The 21817-nt window shown below is 58.1% G+C and carries 21 protein-coding genes; 19 read left to right on the top strand and 2 right to left on the bottom strand.

Annotated features, from left to right (window positions below; all coding sequences use genetic code 11):
• Positions 1-49: 49 nt before the first annotated feature.
• The 13 genes from SWE17_RS05615 (at position 50) to SWE17_RS05555 (ending at position 14651) form a co-directional block, all read left to right on the top strand.
• Positions 50-838 (top strand): cell division protein FtsQ/DivIB, encoded by a 789-nt coding sequence (locus SWE17_RS05615; RefSeq protein ID WP_322992122.1) that lies wholly within the window; start codon positions 50-52, stop codon positions 836-838.
• A 38-nt stretch (positions 839-876) separates the two neighbouring features.
• Entirely contained in the window at positions 877-2106 is a 1230-nt protein-coding gene (ftsA, locus tag SWE17_RS05610) for a cell division protein FtsA (RefSeq protein WP_322992121.1), read from the top strand.
• A 138-nt stretch (positions 2107-2244) separates the two neighbouring features.
• A complete protein-coding gene (gene ftsZ / locus SWE17_RS05605; protein WP_322992120.1) occupies positions 2245-3459 on the top strand; it encodes a cell division protein FtsZ in 1215 nt (404 codons plus the stop codon).
• A 294-nt stretch (positions 3460-3753) separates the two neighbouring features.
• Positions 3754-4677, top strand: coding sequence for a UDP-3-O-acyl-N-acetylglucosamine deacetylase (gene lpxC / locus SWE17_RS05600; RefSeq protein ID WP_322992119.1), 924 nt, complete (start codon positions 3754-3756; stop codon positions 4675-4677).
• The gene (locus SWE17_RS05595) at positions 4677-5273 is read left to right on the top strand and encodes a YqiA/YcfP family alpha/beta fold hydrolase (RefSeq protein WP_322992118.1); all 597 of its coding nucleotides are present in this window, start codon (positions 4677-4679) and stop codon (positions 5271-5273) included. The genes lpxC and SWE17_RS05595 overlap by 1 nt, the downstream gene beginning before the upstream one ends.
• A 44-nt stretch (positions 5274-5317) precedes the next feature.
• The gene (locus SWE17_RS05590) at positions 5318-7381 is read left to right on the top strand and encodes a ribonuclease catalytic domain-containing protein (RefSeq protein WP_322992117.1); all 2064 of its coding nucleotides are present in this window, start codon (positions 5318-5320) and stop codon (positions 7379-7381) included.
• Positions 7353-8294, top strand: a complete 942-nt coding sequence (locus tag SWE17_RS05585; protein WP_322992116.1) for a TonB family protein — start codon at positions 7353-7355, stop codon at positions 8292-8294. The genes SWE17_RS05590 and SWE17_RS05585 overlap by 29 nt, the downstream gene beginning before the upstream one ends.
• 40 nt (positions 8295-8334) lie before the next feature.
• Positions 8335-9069 carry a monofunctional biosynthetic peptidoglycan transglycosylase gene (gene mtgA, locus SWE17_RS05580; RefSeq protein ID WP_322992115.1) on the top strand — a complete coding sequence of 245 codons (735 nt, stop codon included), beginning with the start codon at positions 8335-8337 and terminating at the stop codon, positions 9067-9069.
• Entirely contained in the window at positions 9066-9647 is a 582-nt protein-coding gene (gene ruvC / locus SWE17_RS05575; protein ID WP_322992114.1) for a crossover junction endodeoxyribonuclease RuvC, read from the top strand. The genes mtgA and ruvC overlap by 4 nt, the downstream gene beginning before the upstream one ends.
• Positions 9648-9696: 49 nt before the next feature.
• The gene (gene rodA, locus SWE17_RS05570) at positions 9697-10851 is read left to right on the top strand and encodes a rod shape-determining protein RodA (RefSeq protein ID WP_322992113.1); all 1155 of its coding nucleotides are present in this window, start codon (positions 9697-9699) and stop codon (positions 10849-10851) included.
• Complete coding sequence (locus SWE17_RS05565; protein ID WP_322992112.1) at positions 10848-11759, top strand: NAD(P)-dependent oxidoreductase; 912 nt, start codon at positions 10848-10850, stop codon at positions 11757-11759. The genes rodA and SWE17_RS05565 overlap by 4 nt, the downstream gene beginning before the upstream one ends.
• Positions 11760-11828: 69 nt before the next feature.
• Positions 11829-13289 carry a metalloprotease TldD gene (gene tldD / locus SWE17_RS05560; protein WP_322992111.1) on the top strand — a complete coding sequence of 487 codons (1461 nt, stop codon included), beginning with the start codon at positions 11829-11831 and terminating at the stop codon, positions 13287-13289.
• Between the two features lie 240 nt (positions 13290-13529).
• On the top strand, positions 13530-14651 hold the full coding sequence (locus SWE17_RS05555; protein WP_322992110.1) for a 3-deoxy-7-phosphoheptulonate synthase: 1122 nt from the start codon (positions 13530-13532) through the stop codon (positions 14649-14651).
• Between the two features lie 129 nt (positions 14652-14780).
• On the opposite strand, the gene mpl is transcribed toward SWE17_RS05555, so the two are convergent.
• The gene (mpl, locus tag SWE17_RS05550) at positions 14781-16151 is read right to left on the bottom strand and encodes a UDP-N-acetylmuramate:L-alanyl-gamma-D-glutamyl-meso-diaminopimelate ligase (protein WP_322992109.1); all 1371 of its coding nucleotides are present in this window, start codon (positions 16149-16151) and stop codon (positions 14781-14783) included.
• An 82-nt stretch (positions 16152-16233) separates the two neighbouring features.
• Between mpl and SWE17_RS05545 the strand changes: the two genes are divergently transcribed.
• From SWE17_RS05545 to SWE17_RS05520, 6 genes are all read left to right on the top strand, one after another.
• Entirely contained in the window at positions 16234-16818 is a 585-nt protein-coding gene (locus SWE17_RS05545) for a hypothetical protein (protein WP_322992108.1), read from the top strand.
• Positions 16815-17375, top strand: a complete 561-nt coding sequence (locus SWE17_RS05540) for a TlpA disulfide reductase family protein (RefSeq protein ID WP_322992107.1) — start codon at positions 16815-16817, stop codon at positions 17373-17375. Before SWE17_RS05545 ends, SWE17_RS05540 begins: the two co-directional genes overlap by 4 nt.
• 171 nt (positions 17376-17546) lie before the next feature.
• The gene (gene accB / locus SWE17_RS05535) at positions 17547-17999 is read left to right on the top strand and encodes an acetyl-CoA carboxylase biotin carboxyl carrier protein (protein WP_322992106.1); all 453 of its coding nucleotides are present in this window, start codon (positions 17547-17549) and stop codon (positions 17997-17999) included.
• Positions 18000-18014: 15 nt separating this feature from the next.
• Entirely contained in the window at positions 18015-19364 is a 1350-nt protein-coding gene (gene accC, locus SWE17_RS05530) for an acetyl-CoA carboxylase biotin carboxylase subunit (RefSeq protein WP_100118591.1), read from the top strand.
• A gap of 6 nt (positions 19365-19370) precedes the next feature.
• Positions 19371-20276 (top strand): 50S ribosomal protein L11 methyltransferase, encoded by a 906-nt coding sequence (gene prmA, locus SWE17_RS05525; RefSeq protein ID WP_322992105.1) that lies wholly within the window; start codon positions 19371-19373, stop codon positions 20274-20276.
• Positions 20277-20311: 35 nt separating this feature from the next.
• A complete protein-coding gene (locus tag SWE17_RS05520) occupies positions 20312-21172 on the top strand; it encodes a zinc-ribbon and DUF3426 domain-containing protein (RefSeq protein ID WP_322992104.1) in 861 nt (286 codons plus the stop codon).
• 106 nt (positions 21173-21278) lie between these two features.
• Here the strand turns inward: SWE17_RS05520 and SWE17_RS05515 are convergent, their stop codons facing one another.
• On the bottom strand, positions 21279-21776 hold the full coding sequence (locus tag SWE17_RS05515; protein WP_322992132.1) for a histone H1-like repetitive region-containing protein: 498 nt from the start codon (positions 21774-21776) through the stop codon (positions 21279-21281).
• Positions 21777-21817: the final 41 nt, after the last annotated feature.

Raw genomic sequence — 21817 nt, 5'->3', positions numbered from 1 at the left:
GTTTGGAGCATGCCATCTTGGAGCATGCAGATGTCCAGAAAGGTGGCGCATGAAAAAGCCCATCGTTTTGCCCATGGATGTGCGCCTCATGCAATGGACAGCCACGGTCATGATGGTTGTTGCGCTGCTGATGTGCTTGGCCAGTGCCATCAGTTGGATATTGCGCCATCCTGTTTTCTCGATTCAAAGCATTACCGTGAACGGCAATGTGACACACAGCAACCCTGTGACCTTGCGTGCCAACGTCATGCCCCAACTCACAGGCAATTTCTTCACTTTGAACTTGTTGCAAGCTCGTCAGGCGTTCGAGCAAATTCCTTGGATTCGCTCTGCGCTGGTGAGGCGCGAGTTTCCCAACCGTTTGTCTGTGACTTTGGATGAGTTCCAACCCGTGGCGCAATGGGGTGGTGAGGGTGATGGCAAATTTGTGAGTGTCGAGGGCGCCATTTTTGAAGTCAATGCCGATGAGGTCGACAGCGAAACGCTGCCCATCTTCAAAGGCCCAGAAGCACAAGCCCAAACGGTGCTCGAGATGTACAAGTTTCTCAAGCCGCGCATGGACAAGATGGACATGAGCTTGAACAAGCTAGAGCTGAGTCAGCGCGGCAGTTGGTCTGCTCAGTTGGAGTCGGGGGCCACTTTGGAGTTGGGCCATGGCACCCAGCAAGAAATTGGCGACCGGCTTCAATTGTTTTTCAAAACATTGACGCAAATAACGTCTCGCTATGGCCGAACCGCAAGCTCTTTGTTGTCGGCAGATTTGAGGTATGAGAACGGTTATGCACTGAGGTTGCGGGGTGTGACAACTTTGGCGGTAGATGGGTTGAAGAAACCTTAATTGGCAGATTGAAGATTTAGATCAGAACGGTTGAACATATGGCAAAAGAGTACAAAGATTTGGTAGTCGGTCTGGACATTGGAACTTCCAAGGTCATGGTCGTCGTGGCCGAGGTCATGCCAGGTGGCGAGTTGAAGTTGGCTGGCATGGGTGTGGCGCCTGGCAACGGTTTGAAGCGTGGCGTGGTGGTCAACATTGACGCCACGGTGCAAAGCATTCAACAGGCCCTGAAAGAAGCCGAGTTGATGGCCGACTGCAAGATCACGCGCGTCAATGTGGGCATCACAGGCAGCCACATTCGCGGTATCAACTCGAGTGGCATGGTGGCCATCAAGGACAAAGAAGTCACGCAAGCCGATGTGGCCCGCGTGATGGAAACTGCTCGCGCGATCAACATCTCGACCGACCAGCGCTTGTTGCTGGTGGCGCCTCAAGAGTTTGTGATCGACGGCCAGGAAGTGAAAGAGCCGATTGGCATGAGCGGTATGCGCTTGGAAGCCAAGGTGCACATCGTGACCGGCGCCCAGAGCGCCGCAGAAAACATCATCAAGTGCGTGCGCCGTTGCGGCTTGGAGGTCGATCAATTGCTGCTCAACCCCCAGTCATCGAGCTTGGCGGTTTTGTCGGAAGACGAGCGCGAATTGGGCGTGGTGTGTGTGGACATCGGCGCAGGCACGACCGACGTGGCCATTTTTGCCAACGGATCGATTCGCCACACCGCCGTCATCCCGATCGCGGGTGACCTGATCACCAGCGACATCGCCATGGCATTGCGCACCCCCACCAAGGATGCCGAAGACATCAAGGTTGAAAGCGGTTATGCCAAGCAGCTGCTGGCCGATCCTGATGCGCAGGTCGAAGTGCCTGGTTTGGGCGACCGTGGCCCACGCATGCTCAGCCGCCAAGCTTTGGCAGGGGTGATCGAGCCGCGCATCGAAGAGATCTTCTCTCTGGTGCACCAGGTTATCCGTGAATCGGGCTACGAAGAAGTGCTGTCGTCCGGCATTGTGCTTACCGGCGGCAGTGCCGTGATGCCAGGCATGGTCGAGTTGGGCGAAGACATCTTCCTCAAGCCTGTTCGTCGTGGCTTGCCCAAATATTCGGGTGGTTTGGCCGACATGGTCAGCCAACCCCGCGCAGCCACTGTGATGGGCCTTTTGGAAGAGGCCCGCATGGCCCGTCTGCGGGGATACAAAGTCACTCAAAAGAAAAGTTCGGTGAACAACGCTTTTGGACGCTTCAAAGACTTCATCGTGGGGAACTTCTGATGAATTGGCAGAAAAGATATTTGGCCAGGGGCAGTCCACCGACATCACGACCGTGTCGATGTTGACACCCCATCTCCCCAAAAAAATGAATTTAGATAAAAAACCTCGGCAACTGCAAACAAATTAAGGAGTAGCACCATGACCATCGAAATGATCCAGACAGAAGAATTCAACCAAGGCACGCAGATCAAAGTGATCGGCGTTGGCGGCGGCGGCGGCAACGCTGTGGAGCACATGATTGAGCGCCAAGTTCAGGGCGTTGAATTCGTGTGCGCCAACACCGACGCGCAGGCATTGGCCCGCAGTGCGGCACACCGTTTCATCCAACTGGGCCAGACCGGTCTGGGCGCTGGCAGCAAGCCAGAAAAAGGCCGTGAAGCCGCCGAAAGCGCGGAAGCCGACATCCGCGCCGCCATCGAAGGCGCGCACATGTTGTTTATCACCGCTGGCATGGGTGGTGGCACGGGTACAGGTGCTGCCCCTGTGATCGCCCGCATCGCCAAAGAGATGGGCATCCTGACCGTGGGTGTGGTCACCAAGCCGTTCGAATTCGAAGGCGGTCGCCGCATGTCCAATGCCGATATTGGCATGCAGGAACTTGAAGCCAATGTGGATTCGCTGATCGTGGTGTTGAACGAAAAACTGCTGGAATTGCCCGGTGGCGAAGACATGACGCAAGACGAGGCCTTTGCCCACGCCAATGACGTGCTGAAGAACGCCGTGGGTGGCATTGCCGAGATCATCAATGTGCCCGGCCATGTGAACGTCGACTTTGAAGACGTGCGCACCGTGATGGGTGAGCCCGGCAAAGCCATGATGGGCACCGCCGCTGCCAGCGGCCCCGACCGCGCCCGCATCGCAGCCGAGCAAGCTGTAGCTTGCCCGCTGCTTGAAGGTGTAGACTTGTCGGGCGCCAAGGGCGTGTTGGTCTTGATCAGCGCCGCCAAGGGCTCGCTCAAGCTGTCCGAGTCAAAGCAGGCGATGAACACCATCCGTGCTTACGCTTCGGAAAATGCCCACGTGATTTACGGCACTGCTTATGACGAAAGCCTGGGCGACGAGATCCGCGTGACCGTGGTGGCCACAGGCTTGTCCAAAGCCGGTGCACGTCGCACAGCCCCTCCGCTGCAGGTGCTGCGTACCGGTACTGACAACGTGCCTTTCACCATGGGTGGTCAAGACGCGGTCGCTGCTGCCGGCAATGCTACCGCACCGATGAACAACAGTGGCCTGAATGTGCCCGCTTACTGGCGCAGCAACCGCACCCATGCGGCTGCGCGCGTAGATGGTATGGCCAATGCGGGCATGGACGACATCGAGATCCCTGCATTCTTGCGCAAGCAAGCGGACTGATCTGCAGCGCTGAGTTTCGTTTCTGGTGCTTTGGGGCCAGACAGGTGGATGCCTGTCTGGCCCCTTTTTGCATGTTCGTTCAGCTCGATCGCTTTGTGTTTTAAGAGGGTCACTCGGTTTTTGCCGTCCCGATGTTTTGCCCGGGGCCGTCGGGCTCGTCGTCGCTTCGCGCCTCAATATCGCCCGCCAGCCCCGAGCAAACCACCGGGACTGTGTAACCTCAGTGGCATGCCTTAGGGTTTGATGTCTAGTCCTTGCCAGCACCTTACTTTGCTCGACAACTAAAATACACGCATGCTCGCACAACGCACCCTCAAAACCTTGACCAAAGCCGTCGGCGTGGGTTTGCACAGCGGTCAGCGCGTCGAGCTGACCCTGCGCCCCGCAGCGCCGGATACCGGCATTGTGTTTCGCCGGATCGACCTGGCCGAGCCGGTGGACATTCCGGTCAACGCCGAGGCGGTGACCGACACCCGTTTGGCGTCCACTATCTCGGCGGGCCAAGCCAAAGTGCTGACGGTCGAGCACCTGATGTCGGCTTGTGCGGGTTTGGGGATTGATAACTTGTACGTGGACATCACGGCCGAAGAGGTGCCCATCCTGGATGGTTCAGCCTCTTCTTTTGTGTTTTTGCTGCAAAGCGCGGGCGTGGTGGAGCAGTCTGTGTCCAAGCGTTTTGTGCGCGTGCTCAAACCTGTTGAGGTGTCGGAAGGTGAGGGCGAAAACATCAAATGGGCACGATTGACGCCCTACCATGGCTACAAGTTGAGCTTTGAAATTGATTTTCGGCACCCCGCCGTGGACTCGACCGGTCAACAGGTGGTGTTTGACATGTCAGATGGGGTGTATGCCCGCGACATTGCCCGTGCTCGCACCTTTGGCTTTACCAAAGACGTGGAGATGCTCCGCGCCAATGGCTTGGCTTTGGGGGGGGGCTTGGACAACGCCATCGTGATGGACGATTACAAAGTGTTGAATGCCGATGGCCTTCGTTATGACGACGAGTTCGTCAAACACAAAATTCTTGACGCCATGGGCGATTTGTACATTTTGGGCAAACCGCTGTTGGCCGCGTACAGCGCGTTCCGCTCGGGCCATGCCATGAACAACCGCTTGCTGCGCGAGTTGTTGTCTCAGCCCGACGCTTACGAGGTTGTGACTTTTGAGAACAAGGCCCAAGCGCCACGGGGTTTTGCCGCCCTGCAGCCCGCTTGGTGATGCTGCGCACCACGCATCTTTTGTATTTGCACGGGTTCCGGTCTTCGCCGAACTCGGTCAAGGCCAAAAAAATGGCGGACATCGTTCAGCGCCAGCATCCGGGGGTGACTTGGTGGTGCCCTCAGCTGCCTGCATCCCCTCGAGAAGCCATGACTTTGTTGCAAGACGGTGCTGCCAATTGGCCTTTGGATCGCACCGCCGTCGTGGGTTCTTCCTTGGGTGGCTTTTATGCCTCTTGGCTGGCGCGGCAATGGAATTGCCCCGCCGTGCTGCTGAACCCAGCGGTGCATCCAGCACGTGATTTAGCGCGTTACATTGGCGAGCACCCTGTATGGTATGACTCATCTCAGCGTATTTTCTTTGAGCCGTCTTATGTGCAGGAATTGAGCCGCTTGGAGGCTCAGATGCAAGACGTTCCGATGTCAGAGCCCCGCACTCTTGCTGTCATCGCCCAAGGGGATGAGGTGCTGGATTGGCGAGAAATGTTGGCCCGCCATGAAGACGGTCAAGTTCGCTTGATCGAGGGCAGCGACCACGCTCTGAGTGATTTTGACCTGTACCTGCCCGAAATCTTGGAATTTCTTCACCTGGCCTGATGGCGGGAGCCATTCACGGCGGTGGCACGTGGGAAAATCACGCCATGTACGCATTATTTGAAGAAGCCGGTAAGTTCATGGCCGGTCGCATCTTGTCCGAAGCTGAGGCCTCCGCACAGGTTGAGCTCGATTCGGGCAAACGGGTCAAAGTCAAAGCTGCAGCCCAGTTGCTTAAATTTGACAAGCCCACCCCAGCCGCTTTGATGGCCGAGGCCACAGCGCTGAGCCAAAGCATCGAGTTGGAGCTGGCCTACGAATTTGCACCCGAGGAAGAGTTTGGGTTCGCCGATTTGGCGCAAGACTATTTCAACTCGGCCAGTACGGTGCAGCAAGTGGCTGCATTGCTGCGTCTGCATGAAGCCCCACATTACTTCCGTCGCGCTGGTAAAGGGCGTTTTCGCAAAGCACCGGCCGAGATCGTGCAACAGGCTTTGCTGGCAATTGAAAAGAAGAAGCAAGTCCAAGCCCAAATCGAGGCTTGGTCGGCAGAACTTGTGGCGGGCACTTGCCCTGTTCCGATTCGCGAGCAGCTGTACAAAATCCTGTTTCGGCCTGACAAAAACACTCCCGAGTACAAGGCTGTGGTCGAGGCCAGCAAGGCCAGCCAAAGAGCGCCTTTGAACTTGCTGCAAAACGCCGGGGCCATCGCATCGGCCTGGGATTTCCATTGGCAGCGTTTCTTGTTCGACCTGTTCCCCAAAGGCACGGGCTTTCCGGTTTTGCAGGCGCCACCCATCGTGGACGATTTGCCTCTGGCGCCGGTACAAGCCTTCTCGATTGACGACTCGCACACCACCGAAATCGACGACGCGTTGTCACTGCAAGGTCTGGGCAGTGGAACGGTCACTGTGGGCATCCACATCGCCGCACCGGGCCTGGCTTTGACGCCAGGCAGCGCCATCGACCAACTGGGCCGCGCACGTTTGTCCACCGTGTACATGCCCGGCTACAAAATCACCATGCTGCCCGACAGCGTGGTTCAGGCCTATACCTTGATGGAGGGGCGAGACTGCCCGGCGGTGTCGCTGTATGTGTCTTTCAACGAAGACACGCTCGAGGTGCAAAGCGCTGTGACCCGTTTGGAGCGGGTGCCGATTTTGGTCAACCTGCGCCATGACCAACTGGACGAACGCATCACCCGCGAATGGCTGGAAGGCGAAGACCAAAGCGACCACGCCGATGTACCCGTGAGCCGAGCCACATTGGGTTTTTTCTGGCGCCTGGCACAAACCCTCAAGGCCCGCCGCGAAGTGGTGCGGGGCAAACCCGAAAACTTCAATCGCCCGGACTACAGCTTCAAGCTAGAACGTGAAAGCAACGAAGCCCCTCCGACGGGCGAGGAGACGGTGGTCATTGGTACCCGCAAGCGCGGTGCGCCACTCGATTTGATGGTGGCCGAGGCCATGATTTTGGCCAACAGCACATGGGGCCAGTGGATGGCCCAACTGGGCGTGCCTGGCATTTACCGCAGCCAAGCCAGCATGGCCCCCGGTGTGAAGGTGCGCATGGGCACCAAGGCGCTGCCGCACGCCGGCATTGGGGTGCCCAGCTATGCCTGGAGCACCTCGCCCTTGCGCCGTTACACCGACTTGGTCAACCAGTGGCAAATCATCGCCTGCGCCAAACATGGCGCAACAGCGGCATTGGCTGCACCTTTCAAGCCCAAAGATGCGGAGCTGTTCTCCATCATCAGCGGTTTTGATGCTGCTTACAGCGCCTACAACAGCGTGCAGTCGAGCATGGAGCGCTACTGGACGCTGCGTCATGTTCAACAGCAACACATCGAAGAACTGGAAGCGAGTTTGGTCAAGGAGGTGGGCGGCGGCAGTTGGTTGGTGCGCGCCGACACCTTGCCACTGATGTTCAGTGTGATGGGTGCAAATGGCCTGATGCGCGGTGCGCGTGTGCGTGTCAAGCTTGGCGAGGTGGACCTGATGGCACTCGATGTGCACGGGACCGTGACCGCGCACTTGGACGCCCCCACCGATGCCGATGCTGTGGGCGCCGATGCCGAAACCGAAGAGGCCGATGAGGACGAGGCCATGGCCGCAGGGCCGCTCACCATTGCGGTCGATCTGAGTGACAGCACGCAAAGCGATGGGTCTTGAGGGTGCTCAGCCTGCTTGGCCACGCCCAAGCGCTTGGCTGAACCAGGTGTTGCATCGCCACACCTTGGTGTGGGCATTGGGCTTTTCGCTGCTGGTGCATGCGGCCTTGTTGGCTTGGCGCTTCGCCGATCCCGAGAGTTTTCAGCGCGTCTTTGAGGACACAGCCTTAGAGGTCGTTCTCGTCAATGCCCGCAGTGATGCACCCCCAGATCGGGCGCAGGCCATCGCCCAAGTCCATTTGGCAGGCGGGGGCGCCATTTCGAGCCATCAACGTGCCAGCTCCCCTTTGCCGCCGTCTGCGGTTCAGGAGTCGGGTGCGGATATTGGGGCCATGCAGCGCCAAATCGAGGCACTCAAGCTGCAGCAAATGCGTTTGCTCACGCAACTCAAGCAAGAGTTGTCGGCCCTGACGACCGACCCGTCTGGCGAGACCGCCGATGCACCCGAGCGCCAGGCTCGTCAAGAACGGCAACAGCAGTTGACCCGCCAGTTGGCCGAAATTGAACCCAAGCTTCAGAAAAACCAAGCGGGCCCACGCAATAGGTTCATTGGGCCTGCCACGCGGGAAGCGGTGTACGCGCTTTATTACGACAAGCTGCGGCGCACCATTGAAACCCGTGGCACGCTCAATTTCCCTCAAGTGGGTGGGCGAAAGCTTTATGGACAGTTGACCATGGTGATCACGGTGGATGCGGGAGGGCGCCTGGTTCAGACCGAAGTGGCCAAACCCTCGGGCTTGCCTTTGTTGGACCAACGGGCTGTGGCGATTGTGCGCAGTGCTGCACCTTTTGATGGGTTCAGCGCTAACATGCGGCGTCAGGCCGACCAAATTGTGGTGGTCACCCGTTTTCAGTTTTCCAATGAGGGAACGCTGGACATGCGCATGTTGACCCCAGGTGCGCTGCAGCCCTGATGGTGGGGTGACCCTTGAAACTCAGAGACATAGGAATTTGATGCGTGCTTTCGGACGTTGGTGTGCACTGGTCTTGTTGGCAGGGCTGGGTTTGCAGCTTTTCTTTGCCTTGCGCATCGCCAGCATGGCCGTTTGGACGCCGCAATCCACCAGTTTTGAGCGCTCGCAGATGTGGCAAATTGTGTCCCGACAAGGCCAGTTGCCTTGGCGTCAAGAATGGGTCGATCTGTCCAGCATTTCGCCCAAATTGCAACGGGCAGTGATCGCTTCAGAGGACGGCTTGTTTGCGCAGCACGGCGGCGTGTGGTGGGAGTCTTTGGAAAAAGCCTGGGAGAAAAACGCCAAAGCCAAAGCTTTGGCCGAGCAGAGTGCCCAGCGCCGACCGGATGGCAAAACACCGCCTGTGAAAATCGTGGGCGGCTCCACCATCACCCAACAGTTGGCCAAAAACCTGTTTTTGTCGGGCGAACGCACTTTGCTGCGCAAGGGCCAAGAAATGCTGATGACTTTGGCATTGGAGGCTTTCCTGTCCAAGCGCCGCATTCTGGAGATCTACCTCAACAGTGTCGAATGGGGTGAGGGCGTTTTTGGGGCCGAGGCTGCTGCGCAGCACTATTTCAGGAAAACGGCCGCCCGCTTGAACGACTGGGAAGCGGCGCGCTTGGCGGTCATGTTGCCGCGTCCCCGGTATTTTGAGCAGAAGGCCCAATCGGCTTATTTGGCCAGCCAAGCCGAAAAGATCGTGGCTCGCATGGGCGATGTGGTGTTGCCATGAGTTCATTGACCACGGCCACGCCCCAAACCGTCCGCATCCTGGGCATTGATCCAGGTTTGCAGACCACGGGCTTTGGTGTGCTGGACATGACCGGCTCGCGCCTGCAATACGTGGCCAGCGGCGTGATCGAGACCACTCGGGGCGATATGGGCAATTTGCCTGCCCGTTTGAAAGTCATTTACGACGGGGTGCGTGAGATCCATGCCCGCTATCAACCCGATGTTGCCTCGGTCGAGATCGTTTTTGTCAACGTCAACCCGCAAGCGACCTTGCTGCTGGGTCAGGCGAGGGGCTGTTGTGTCACGGCTTTGGTGTCATGCGACTTGCCGGTCGCCGAATACACCGCTTTGCAAATGAAGCAGTCGGTCACAGGGCACGGTCGGGCCGCCAAGTCGCAAGTTCAAGAAATGGTCAAACGCTTGCTGCAACTGCCGGTGGTGCCCCGTCAAGATGCTGCCGATGCGCTGGGCATGGCCATCACCCATGCGCATGCCAGCCCGTCTATGAACAAACTGGCCGCACAAGGTGTTCTTAACCGCAAAACGCATGGCATGTTCCGCAGTGGCCGCAGTCACTGAGGCATGGCCAAGGCGATAGGCTTGGCCGCGCCCTGAGATAATCTCAGCCATGGGTCCTGTCATTCAAACACCAACGCTCTTGCATCGCATGCGGCATCTGCTCAAGGGCTTCGATGGCCCTTTGGCGTTCGCTGTGTTCATGCTCGCCTGCGCGGGTTTATTGATCATGTTTTCTTCCGGCTACGACCACGGCACCCGTTTTGTGGACCATGGGCGAAACATGCTCTTGGCAGGGTTCATCATGTTTGTGGTGGCCCAGTTACCGCCGCAAAAACTCATGGCTTGGGCGGTGCCGGTTTACACGGTGGGGGTCATTTTGTTGGTGGCGGTGGCGATTTTCGGCATCACCAAAAAAGGGGCCAAACGCTGGATCAACCTGGGCGTGGTGATCCAGCCCAGTGAAATTTTGAAAATTGCATTGCCTCTGATGTTGGCGGCTTGGTTTCAAAAGCGCGAAGGCCAGTTGCGCCCCTTTGACTTTGCCGTGGCTTTGCTGATTTTGGGTATCCCGGTGGGTTTGATCATGAAGCAACCCGATTTGGGCACCTCCTTGTTGGTGTTGGCAGCAGGGTTGGCCGTGATTTTCTTTGCCGGACTGAAGTGGCGTTGGATCTTGCCGCCCATTGGTTTGGGCTTGGTGGGCATGGTGGTGCTGGTCGTCATGGAGCCCACCTTGTGTCAGCCAGACGTGGATTGGCGTGTGCTCCACGAATACCAGCGACAACGGGTCTGTACCTTGCTTGACCCGGCACGTGACCCTTTGGGCAAGGGCTTTCACATCATTCAGGGCATGATCGCCATCGGCTCCGGCGGTTTTTGGGGCAAGGGCTTCATGCAAGGCACCCAGACCCACCTTGAATTCATTCCCGAACGGACCACCGACTTCATTTTTGCCGCCTATGGCGAGGAGTTTGGTTTTGTGGGGGGCTTGTTCCTGATTTTTTGGTTCTTTTTTCTGGTTTATCGGGCGCTGGTCATCGCCGCAGAGGCGCCCACCCTGTTCAGCCGTCTGTTGGCGGGCAGCATGGCCATGATTTTCTTCACCTACGCCTTTGTGAACATGGGCATGGTCAGTGGCATTTTGCCGGTGGTGGGGGTGCCTTTGCCTTTCGTGAGCTATGGCGGTACCGCCATGGTGACCTTAGGCTTGGCCTTGGGGATATTGATGTCGATCGCTCGCTCCAAACAATGGGTGCAAACATGAGTGGAGGGTTGCCTGTGGTGGTGGTCGGTGCAGGCAATATGGGCGGCGGTATGCTGGCCCGTTTGTGCGCACTGGGGTGGTCAGTCGGAGTGCACGATAGTGACCCGCAAGCCCAAGCACAGGCGGTTGCCGCAGGCGCTGTCCCTTTTGAATCTCCAATGCAGGCAGCACAGTCTTTGGCGCCCCATGGCTTGCTTTTGGTGGCCGTGGTCGATGCCGCGCAAACCGAAGCGGTGCTGTGGGGACGCGGCGATCAGGGCCTTGGGCACGGTGCGGGTCCCCACTTGCAGCCGGGCCAAACGGTGATGCTGTGCCCCACTTTGGGGCCCGAGACTGTGGTCTCGCAAGCGGAGCGCCTGGCGCTTGGCGGCGTGGACTGCATCGATGCCCCCATGTCGGGTGGCCCCGCGAGGGCCCGGGACGGCAGCATGAGCTTGATGGTGGCCTGTTCTGAAACCGCTTGGCAGCGGCACCAGCTTGTGCTGAAAGCCTTGAGCCAACAAGTGTTTCGTGTGGGCACGAGAGTGGGCGATGGTGCCCGCACCAAGTTGGTCAACAATTTGTTGGCGGCGGTGAATTTGGCTGGGGCTGCTGAGGCCATGGCCTTGGCCGAGCGCTTGGGGCTGGATCCGGCGGCGACTTTGTCGGTGATCGAGGCTTCCAGCGGGCAAAGCTGGATCGGTTCAGACCGGATGCGCCGGGCCTTGGCTGGGGACTTTGAGCCTCGTGCCCATGTCAGTTTGTTGGCCAAAGACACGGGTTTGGCCATGCAGGCGGCCGAAGATGTGGCATTTGAGCCCGGTTTGGGCCGTTTGGCCAAGAATCTTTTTGCACAGGCCATGGCGCAGGGCTTGCAGGGCCATGACGATGCGGCCCTGCTCAAAATAATGCGTCAGGGCTGCGGCTGATTCGGGCGGAGACTTTTTGGCGCTGTCCGCTGCGGGCAAGGGTCTTGAAGCCTGCCTACAATGTCCCCCATGATTTCACGCGAACCCACCATTGAACGCCTGGCCACAGCCCGGTCCCTCTTGCTTGAGCCGTTTGGCTTGGACGAAACCCACCTGAGTCGGGCGCTGGCCGCCATTCAGGCACACCAAGTCGACGATGCTGATCTGTATTTCCAATACACCCGCTCTGAGGGCTGGAGCTTGGAAGAAGGCATTGTCAAAACCGGCAGCTTCAGCATTGACCAAGGGGTCGGCGTGCGGGCCGTGTCGGGCGAAAAAACCGCCTTTGCCTATTCAGATGACATCTCTGAAGCTTCCTTGATGGATGCGGCCATGACGGTGCGCACCATCGCGCAAGCCACTCAAAACAAGCGCATCAAGGTGCCTACGCGCAAGGTGTCGGCCAGTCGTTCGCTCTACCCATCGCTCGACCCGATGTCTACTTTGGACAGCACGGCCAAAGTCAACCTGCTTGGCCGAGTTGAAAAGATCGCCCGTGCCAAAGATCCGCGTGTGGTGCAGGTCATGGCCGGCTTGGCCACCGAGTACGACGTGGTCATGGTCGCGCGTGCCGACGGCACCTTAGCGGCCGATGTGCGCCCCTTGATTCGTTTGTCTGTCACTGTGATCGCTGAGCAAAATGGCCGACGCGAAGTGGGCAGTGCAGGCGGCGGTGGCCGCTTTGGTTTGGCTTACTTTGACGATGGCATGGTCGAGAGCTATGTGCAAGAAGCCGTCTCGGCGGCGCTCATCAATCTGGACGCCCGACCTGCACCTGCAGGCGAGATGACGGTGGTCTTGGGCAATGGCTGGCCCGGCGTGTTGTTGCACGAGGCCGTGGGCCACGGGCTGGAGGGCGACTTCAACCGCAAGGGCTCGAGCGCTTTCAGTGGCCGCATTGGCCAGCGCGTGGCGGCCAAAGGCGTCACCGTGCTCGACGACGGGACGATTGCCGACCGTCGCGGCTCGCTGAACGTGGACGACGAAGGCCATGCCAGCCAAAAGAACGTGCTGATCGAAGACGGCATCTTGCGCGGCTACATCCAGGATGCGATGAACGCTCGCCTGATGGGCGTCAAGCCCACGGGCAACGGCCGCCGCGAAAGCTACGCCCATGTGCCCATGCCGCGCATGACCAACACCTACATGTTGGGTGGCGACAAGAGTCCTGAAGAAATCGTGGCCAGCATCAAAAAAGGCCTGTACGCCACCAACTTTGCAGGCGGCCAGGTGGACATCACCAGCGGCAAGTTCGTGTTTTCGGCCAGCCAGGCCTACTGGGTGGAAAACGGCAAGATCCAATACCCCGTCAAGGGCGCCACCCTGATCGGCAGCGGCCCCGAGTCGCTCAAGAAGATCAGCATGATCGGCAACGACATGAAGCTGGACTCGGGCGTGGGCACCTGCGGCAAGGAAGGCCAGAGCGTGCCGGTGGGCGTGGGTCAGCCAACCTTGCGCATCGATGGCCTGACCGTTGGGGGAACGGCCTGATGCCTCAAAAGCTCATCCGGGTTTGTCCCCGGATCAGCTTGTCAGGAACTGTCATTCAGCTGTGATACATTGAACCCATGTCTTTGCGCACCGCGTTTTACTTTTTTTATTTTTGGTTCTCAGTCCCCGGCGGACGAGAGGCGAGCGCATAAGCACCCGAACATCTCGATACACACCGCCGGAGCCCCAAAGCCCGGCGGTTTTTTTTCACCTGTTTTTATTCAATCTGAGGAGTCCACGATGAACGCCAATACCACAGCCCCTGAGAGCTGGTACCCGAATGCTGCCGACCGCACCGGTCAGACCGACGACGAACGCATCAAGGACATCACCGTGCTCCCGCCTCCAGAACATTTGATTCGGTTCTTCCCGATCGCCGGTACAGCGACGGAAACCTTGATCACCAAAACCCGCAAAGCCATTCAGAAGATCGTGCACGGTCAAGACGACCGTCTGCTGGTCATCATTGGTCCTTGCTCGATCCACGACCCAGCCGCCGCCTTGGACTACGCCCGTCGCCTCAAGCCCCTGCGCGACAAGTACGCCGACACCCTAGAGATCGTGATGCGGGTGTACTTCGAAAAGCCGCGCACCACCGTGGGCTGGAAGGGCCTGATCAACGACCCCTACCTCGATGAAAGCTACCGCATTGACGAAGGTCTGCGCATTGCCCGCCAGTTGCTGATTGAGATCAATCGCCAAGGGTTGCCTGCAGGCAGCGAGTTCCTCGACGTGATCTCGCCCCAGTACATCGGCGACCTGATCAGCTGGGGTGCCATAGGTGCGCGCACCACCGAAAGCCAGGTACACCGTGAGTTGGCTTCGGGCTTGTCGGCGCCCATCGGCTTCAAGAACGGTACGGATGGCAACATCAAGATCGCCACCGACGCGATCCAGGCCGCTGCCCGTGGTCACCATTTTTTGTCAGTGCACAAAAACGGCCAAGTCGCCATCGTGCAGACCCAGGGCAACAAGGACTGCCATGTGATCTTGCGCGGCGGCAAAGCGCCCAATTACGACGCCGAAAGCGTGGCCGCAGCCTGCAAAGAGTTGGAGGCCGCCAAGTTGCCTGCCACTTTGATGGTGGACTGCAGCCACGCCAACAGCAGCAAAAAGCACGAGCGCCAGATCGACGTGGCCAAAGACATTGCAACGCAAATCAGCGGCGGCTCACGCCAGGTTTTCGGCGTCATGGTCGAAAGCCACATCGTGGACGGTGCCCAGAAGTTCACGCCCGGCAAGGACGATGTGACGAAACTGGCCTACGGTCAGAGCATCACCGACGCCTGCATCGGCTGGGACGACAGCGTGGGCGTGTTGCAGGTGTTGTCCGATGCGGTGAAGGCGCGCCGCGCCCGCTGATTCGTCGTTTTTTGCCGGGGTAAGTCTTTGTGGAAGGCTGCCCCTGCGGCCGAATGGAGCCACTTCCTGAGAGCATAGGGTCGCGAGCAGGAGCTTGCTCCCACAAATTACGATGCCAGTGCTGAAGCCTCAGACGGTTTGCAAGGCTTCCAGCAGCTTGGCGTGAATCCCGCCAAAGCCACCATTGCTCATGCACAGCAGGTGGTCGCCGGGTTGCACTTGGGCCAATACTTGCGCAATCACCTCGTCAATGTTGGCGCCCACTTGCGCCCGTGAGCCCATGGGCTCGAGCGCGGACGCGGCGTCCCAGCCTAATCCGCCCGAGTGGCAAAACGCGAGATCGGTTTCTTCTAGGCTCCAGGGCAGCTGGGCCTTCATGGTGCCCAGCTTCATGGTGTTGCTGCGCGGCTCAAAGATCGCGAGGATGCGCGCATCACCCACCTGGCGGCGCAGGCCGTTGACGGTGGTGCGAATCGCGGTGGGGTGGTGGGCAAAGTCGTCGTAGACGGTGATGCCATTGACCGTACCGCGCACTTCCATACGTCTTTTGACGTTTTCAAAGCTGGCCAGGGCTTGCGCCGCCACAGCCGGACTCACACCGACATGTTCGGCGGCGGCGATGGTGGCCAGCGCGTTGAGTTGGTTGTGCACGCCGCCAATGGACCACTGCACCTCGGCGACCGGTTGACCCGCTTGCAGCACTTTGAAATGCGAGGGCTCACCCTCCGCCACGAAGTCGCTGACGGCGCTGCCAAAGCTGCGCACTTCGCTCCAGCAGCCTTGTCCCAACACGCGTGTCAGACTTTCTTCCAGGCCGTTGACGACCACACGGCCCGTGCCGGCCACAGTGCGCACCAGGTGGTGGAATTGCCGTTCGATGGCGGCCAAGTCGTCAAAAATATCGGCGTGGTCGAATTCGAGGTTGTTCAGGATGGCGGTGCGCGGCCGATAGTGCACAAACTTGCTGCGCTTGTCGAAGAAAGCGGTGTCGTATTCGTCGGCTTCGATCACGAAATACTGTCCGCTACCCAAGCGGGCTGAAATGCCGAAGTTCAGCGGCACACCACCGACCAGAAACCCCGGCTGCAAACCAGCCTGCTCCAGCACCCAAGTGAGCATCGAGGTGGTGGTGGTTTTGCCGTGCGTGCCAGCGACGGCGAGCACATGTTTGCCCTGCAACACATGCTCAGACAGCCATTGCGGGCCGCTGGTATAGGGCGCACCGGATTCCAATATCGCTTCCATCAGCGGGAATTTGGGGCTGCCGTCGGCCAGTCGTGCTCGGCTGACCACGTTGCCGATTACGTACATGTCGGGCTTCAGGGCCATCTGCCCTGCATTAAAACCTTCGATCAGGTCGATGCCCAAGGCGCGGAGTTGATCACTCATGGGCGGGTAAACGCCCGCGTCACAACCTGTCACCCGATGCCCTGCCTCGCGGGCCAGCGCGGCCAGGCCCCCCATGAAGGTGCCACAAATGCCCAAAATATGTATATGCATGCTCGGATTTTAGGGGGCCATGGACAGCAAGCTTCAACAAGCAGGGTCGTGATCCCTTAAGGGTCAGTCACAATGGGTGCCCATGAACGACCTTGCCCTTGAAATTGCCGCATCAGCTGCCCGTTTGGTGGTTGAAGAAGGTTTGGCTTTTGGCCCGGCCAAACACCGCGCCCTCAAAGAGCTGGGCTTGCCCGCGCGAACGGCTTTGCCGACCAATGACGTGGTGGAAGCCGAAGTACGTGACTACATTGCCTTGTTTTGCGCCGATACGCAGCCTGCTGAATTACAGGCTTTGCGCGAATTGGCGTTGGTCTGGATGCAGCGCTTGTCCGAATTTCGCCCGCACCTGGGTGGAGCGGTCTGGCAAGGCTGGGCCACGCGCCTGTGCGATGTGGATTTGGCCTTGTTTTGTGATGACCCCAAATCGGCCGAAATCGCCCTGATCAACCAAAATCTGCGTTACGAGGTCCAAACTGTGCGCGGTCTGCATGGAGACGATGTGGATGTTCTGAGTTTGCACAGTTTTTGCGAGCCATTGAAAGAAGATGTGGGGGTGCACCTGCGGATTTACGATTTGGACGATTTGCGCGGTGCACTTTTGCCAGATGCCCAAGGCCGATCCCCGCGAGGTGATTTGACGGCACTTCAGCGCCTTCTGGCGGCATGAAAGACAATTCCACCATGATCAATCCAGGCGCAAGCGCTTCTCGGCGCAATTTGGTTTTAGGGGCGGGTGCAGCAGCAGCCGTGGCTGGTGTGGGCGTGGCCTTGTGGCGTTTTGAGCCCCAGGCCGTGGCCCCAGCTGACAACCACCCGCTTTGGAGCCAGCAATTTGAGACCCCTGCAGGCGAAGGTCTGTCGATGGTCAATTTCAAAGGCAAACCGCTGTTGCTCAATTTTTGGGCGACTTGGTGTCCGCCCTGTATCGAAGAATTGCCCATGATCCAAGCCTTCTGGCGAGCAAATGCACCCCAGGGTCACCAAGTGGTCGCCTTGGCCATTGATCAACCCAGCGCCGTTCGCCGGTTTTTGGAGCGACAGCCTTTGGGCTTTGCCGTCGGGTTGGCGGGTCTGGAGGGAACGAATTTGGCCAAATCGCTGGGTAATGCCGCAGGAGGCTTGCCCTTCACGGTGTTTTTCAAGGGAGATGGCAGCATTTGGCGACAAAAGATGGGTCAGCTCACACCAGATGATTTGAGCCAATGGCGAGCCGCCACCACCTAAAGCGACTGATCCCCTTGTCTGTCTGTGTCATCGTCATTGGGGCGCTGCTTTTGTTCTGAATGGCTGAGCATTTGGGCGTCATTTATGATGCGTAAAGTCAATTTCGAGGGGTTTTACCGAAATTTGGTGTAAATTCGATCCATTGCATGTGCTCAAAGCATCGGAGGATTTATGGATTTGCGCAAACTCAAAACACTGATTGACTTGGTGTCTGATTCCAACGTTTCGGAGTTGGAAATTACCGAGGCTGAAGGCAAAGTACGCATTGTCAAAAGCATGGGCGCGGCTGCGCCCGTGGTGATGCAGCAAGCGGCTCCTGTGGCGATGGTGGCTGCACCCGCCGCAGCCCCTGTGGTGGCCGATGTCCCAGCGGCATCTGCTGCGCCTGTCGGTCATGCCGTCAAATCCCCCATGGTGGGCACTTTTTACCGTTCTTCCAGCCCAGGCGCTGCGCCTTTCATTCAAATTGGCTCGGTGGTCAAAGAGGGCGACACCTTGTGCATCATCGAGGCGATGAAAATCCTCAACGAGATCGAGTCCGATAAGGCGGGTACCGTCACGCAGATTCTGTGTGAAAACGGTCAAGCCGTGGAATACGGTCAGCCATTGTTCATCGTCGAATAAGTCAACGGGGATTTCATGTTCAAGAAAATCCTGGTGGCCAACCGCGGTGAGATCGCTTTGCGGATCCAGCGTGCGTGCCGAGAGTTGGGAATCAAGGCGGTCATGGTTTACTCCGAGGCCGATAAAGAAGCCAAATACGTGAAATTGGCCGAAGAAGCCGTGTGTATTGGCCCTGCGGCATCGTCGCTCAGCTATCTCAATATGCCGGCCATCATTTCGGCAGCCGAGGTGACCGATGCCGAAGCCATTCACCCTGGTTATGGTTTTTTGAGTGAAAACGCAGACTTCGCCGAGCGCGTCGAGAAAAGCGGTTTCCAGTTCATTGGCCCGACCCCTGAATCGATCCGCATCATGGGTGACAAGGTCTCCGCTAAACAAGCCATGATTCGTGCGGGTGTGCCGTGCGTGCCTGGCTCTGAGGGTGAGTTGCCCGACGATCCGGTTCAGATTCGCCGCATTGCCAAGTCGGTGGGTTATCCCGTCATCATCAAGGCAGCGGGTGGTGGTGGCGGTCGAGGCATGCGTGTGGTGCACACCGAGGCGGCTTTGGTCAATGCCGTGCAAATGACCAAGGCCGAAGCCGGAGCAGCGTTTGGCAATCCTGCGGTTTACATGGAGAAATTCCTGCAAAACCCGCGGCACATTGAGATCCAGATTCTGGCCGACAAGTTCAAAAACGCCGTTTACTTGGGCGAGCGCGACTGCTCGATGCAACGTCGTCACCAAAAAGTGATTGAGGAAGCGCCGGCTCCAGGTATCCCTCGCAAGCTGATCGAAAAGATTGGCGAGCGCTGCGTGGCCGCTTGCAAAAAAATCGGCTATCGCGGAGCGGGCACCTTCGAGTTTTTGTTTGAAAACGGCGAGTTTTATTTCATCGAAATGAACACCCGCGTGCAGGTGGAGCATCCTGTGACCGAATGGATCACGGGTGTGGACATCGTCAAGACACAGATCATGGTGGCTGCAGGCGAAAAATTGCCCTTCACGCAAAGGCAAATTCAAATCCGGGGCCATGCCATTGAGTGCCGTATCAATGCCGAGGACCCTTTCAAGTTCACGCCTTCGCCTGGTCGTGTCACGTCGTGGCACATGCCCGGTGGTCCCGGCGTGCGCGTGGATTCGCATGTGTACAACAACTATTTTGTCCCGCCCAATTACGATTCGATGATCGGAAAGCTGATCGTGCATGGCGATACACGCGAGCAGGCGCTGGCCCGCATGCAGACCGCCTTGAACGAGACCGTGATCGAAGGCATTAACACCAACGTGCCATTGCACCGCGAACTGATGGTGGATGCCAAGTTCATGCAAGGCGGCACCAATATCCACTATCTGGAGCACTGGCTGAGCCAGCACAAGCGCTGAACCTTTATGTTTGAACTGAGCTTGTTGTGCCCCGAAGACCGGGTTGATCTCCTGAGCGATGCGCTCGATGCCTTGGATGCCTTGAGTGTGTCGGTCGAAGATGCCGATGCCCAAACCCCTGCCGAGCAAGCCTTGTTTGGTGAGCCCGGCATGCCGCCCCCCAAAGACGGTTGGCAACGTTCTCGCATGGTGGCGCTGTTTGCGCAAGAGGCTCAAGCCCAGGAAGCGGTGGCCTTGCTGAAGGCGCAAGACTTCTTTGACGGTTGCCGCATGTTGGGCGTTGTGGCTGTCGCTGACCAAGATTGGGTGCGTTTGACCCAGTCTCAGTTCGCGCCTGTTGAAATCACTTCTGATTTTTGGATTGTGCCCACTTGGCATGAGCCGCCTGCGCAGGCCCGGCAAATCATTCGTTTGGATCCGGGTTTGGCCTTTGGTACGGGCACCCACCCCACCACGCGCATGTGTCTGCGCTGGATTGCGCAGCATGGCGTCCAAGACCAACGTGTGCTGGACTACGGCTGTGGTTCGGGTATTTTGGCCATCGGAGCGGCCAAGTACGGTGCCACGCAAATCGATGCGGTGGACATTGACGATGCGGCCGTGACATCCACTGAGCTGAACGCGCAGGCCAACAACGTGCACTTGCAAGCTGGGTTGCCCGACAAGGCGCAAGGCCTTTACCAAACGGTTTTGGCCAATATTTTGGCTACGCCCCTCAAGGTTTTAGCGCCATTACTTTGTGCCCATGTCGCACCCCAAGGGTCTTTGGTGTTGGCCGGCATTTTGGAGCGGCAAGCTGACGAGCTCAAAGCGGCCTACGCACCTTGGATTTCCCTTGAAGTGGCCGACAGCGAAGATGGCTGGATTTTGATGACGGCCACTTCGCCTGCCTCAGCCCCAGTGTCGTCCTGATCATTGGCAAGTCCTGTCATGTGGTTCACAGTGCCATGAGTTGGATCACCCGCTGCCCCGCTTGCGGTTTGACCTACAAGGTGGTCCCTGACCAGCTTAAAGTAGCCCAAGGCTGGTTGCGTTGTGGACATTGCCAGCAAGCCTTTGACAGCACGGGCATGGTCTTGTCCTGGCCCGGTGGAGACGATGGCGCAAAGCCCTCTGTGCTGACTGAAGGTTCAGCGGAGCGCGTGGACCTGGACGATTTTCTCAAACACGAAGACAAGCCAGCCTTACAGACACCCGTGGCTGCTTTTGAAGAAGCCTTGGCTACCTTCAAACCCCAGCCTCTGCCGACAACCGCGACTGCGCCATCGCCCGAAGTTTTTGGCGTACCTTTGGGCGACTTGTTGTCACCGAACTCAGCGCCTGAGGATCAACCTGTCGCTCAGACCCCTAAAAAATCGTCTTGGTGGCCAAGGCTTGTGGCTTGGGGGCTGTTGCTGGCACTGCTGCTTCAATGGATTATCGCCGGACGTGACCAGTTGGTGGCAGCAGAGCCCTCTTTCGCCCAACCTTTGCAAGCGGCCTGTCGCTTGCTGGGCTGCGAGATGTTGCCGCCAGCGGTGCGCGATGGCATTGTGATTGAGAACTCCAGCATGGCACCTCGCGATGGGGGCTTGGCATTGATTTGGTCTGTACGCAACGTGACCACACAGACGTTGGAAATGCCTGCATTGGAGCTGACTTGGCTGGATGCACAGGACAAGGTCTTGCTTCGCAGGGTTCTGCGGCCGACAGAGCAAAATGCACCCGTTGCCTTGAAGGCTGGGCAAATCTGGAATGGCCAGCTTCAGCTGCTGCCGGCAGAAGGCTTGCAACCCATGGGTTACCGCTTGGTCAATTTTTACCCCTGATCCCTCGGATTCACCCACCATTCGCGTAGCTGAAGAGCGGCCATAAAAAAGCCCAACACTGTTGCCAGTGTTGGGCTTTGCGCTACGTGCGTCGAACGATGTTGACTCAGGGCTTGGCGGCCGATGGAAACGGCCACGCAGCTTGAGGATTCAGCGTTGTTTGTGCAGCGGGGGCAGCGGGTGCTTTGGATGCCTTCTTTGCAGCAGGCTTTTTAGCGGCCTTTTTCACAGCAGGCTTTTTGGCTGCTGGTTTTTTGGCTGCTGTTTTCTTGGCGGCCGCTTTTTTAGCTGCTGGCTTTTTGGCTGCTGCGGCTTTAGGAGCTGCTTTTTTAGCTGGAGCGGCTTTTTTGGCTGCTGGCTTTTTGGCGGCTACGGCTTTAGGAGCTGCTTTTTTAGCTGGAGCGGCTTTTTTGGCTGCTGGCTTTTTAGCGGCTACTTTTTTAGCTGCTGGCTTTTTGGCAGCAACAGCTTTTTTGGCTGGAGCGGCTTTTTTAGCAGCAGGCTTCTTGGCTGCGGCTACTTTTTTAGCAGCAGGTTTCTTGGCCGCGACGGCCTTCTTTGCGGGAGCAGCTTTTTTTGCCGCTACTTTTTTTGCAGTTGCCATGATTTTCTCCTTGATCAAGTTGAGAACTCAACGGAAAGGGA

The sequence above is a fragment of the Limnohabitans sp. genome (assembly GCF_034680285.1).
In the GTDB taxonomy this organism is placed as follows: domain Bacteria; phylum Pseudomonadota; class Gammaproteobacteria; order Burkholderiales; family Burkholderiaceae_C; genus Limnohabitans_A.
The sequence above is the reverse complement of the archived record's forward strand: the minus strand, read 5'-3'. Positions and strand labels throughout refer to the sequence as shown.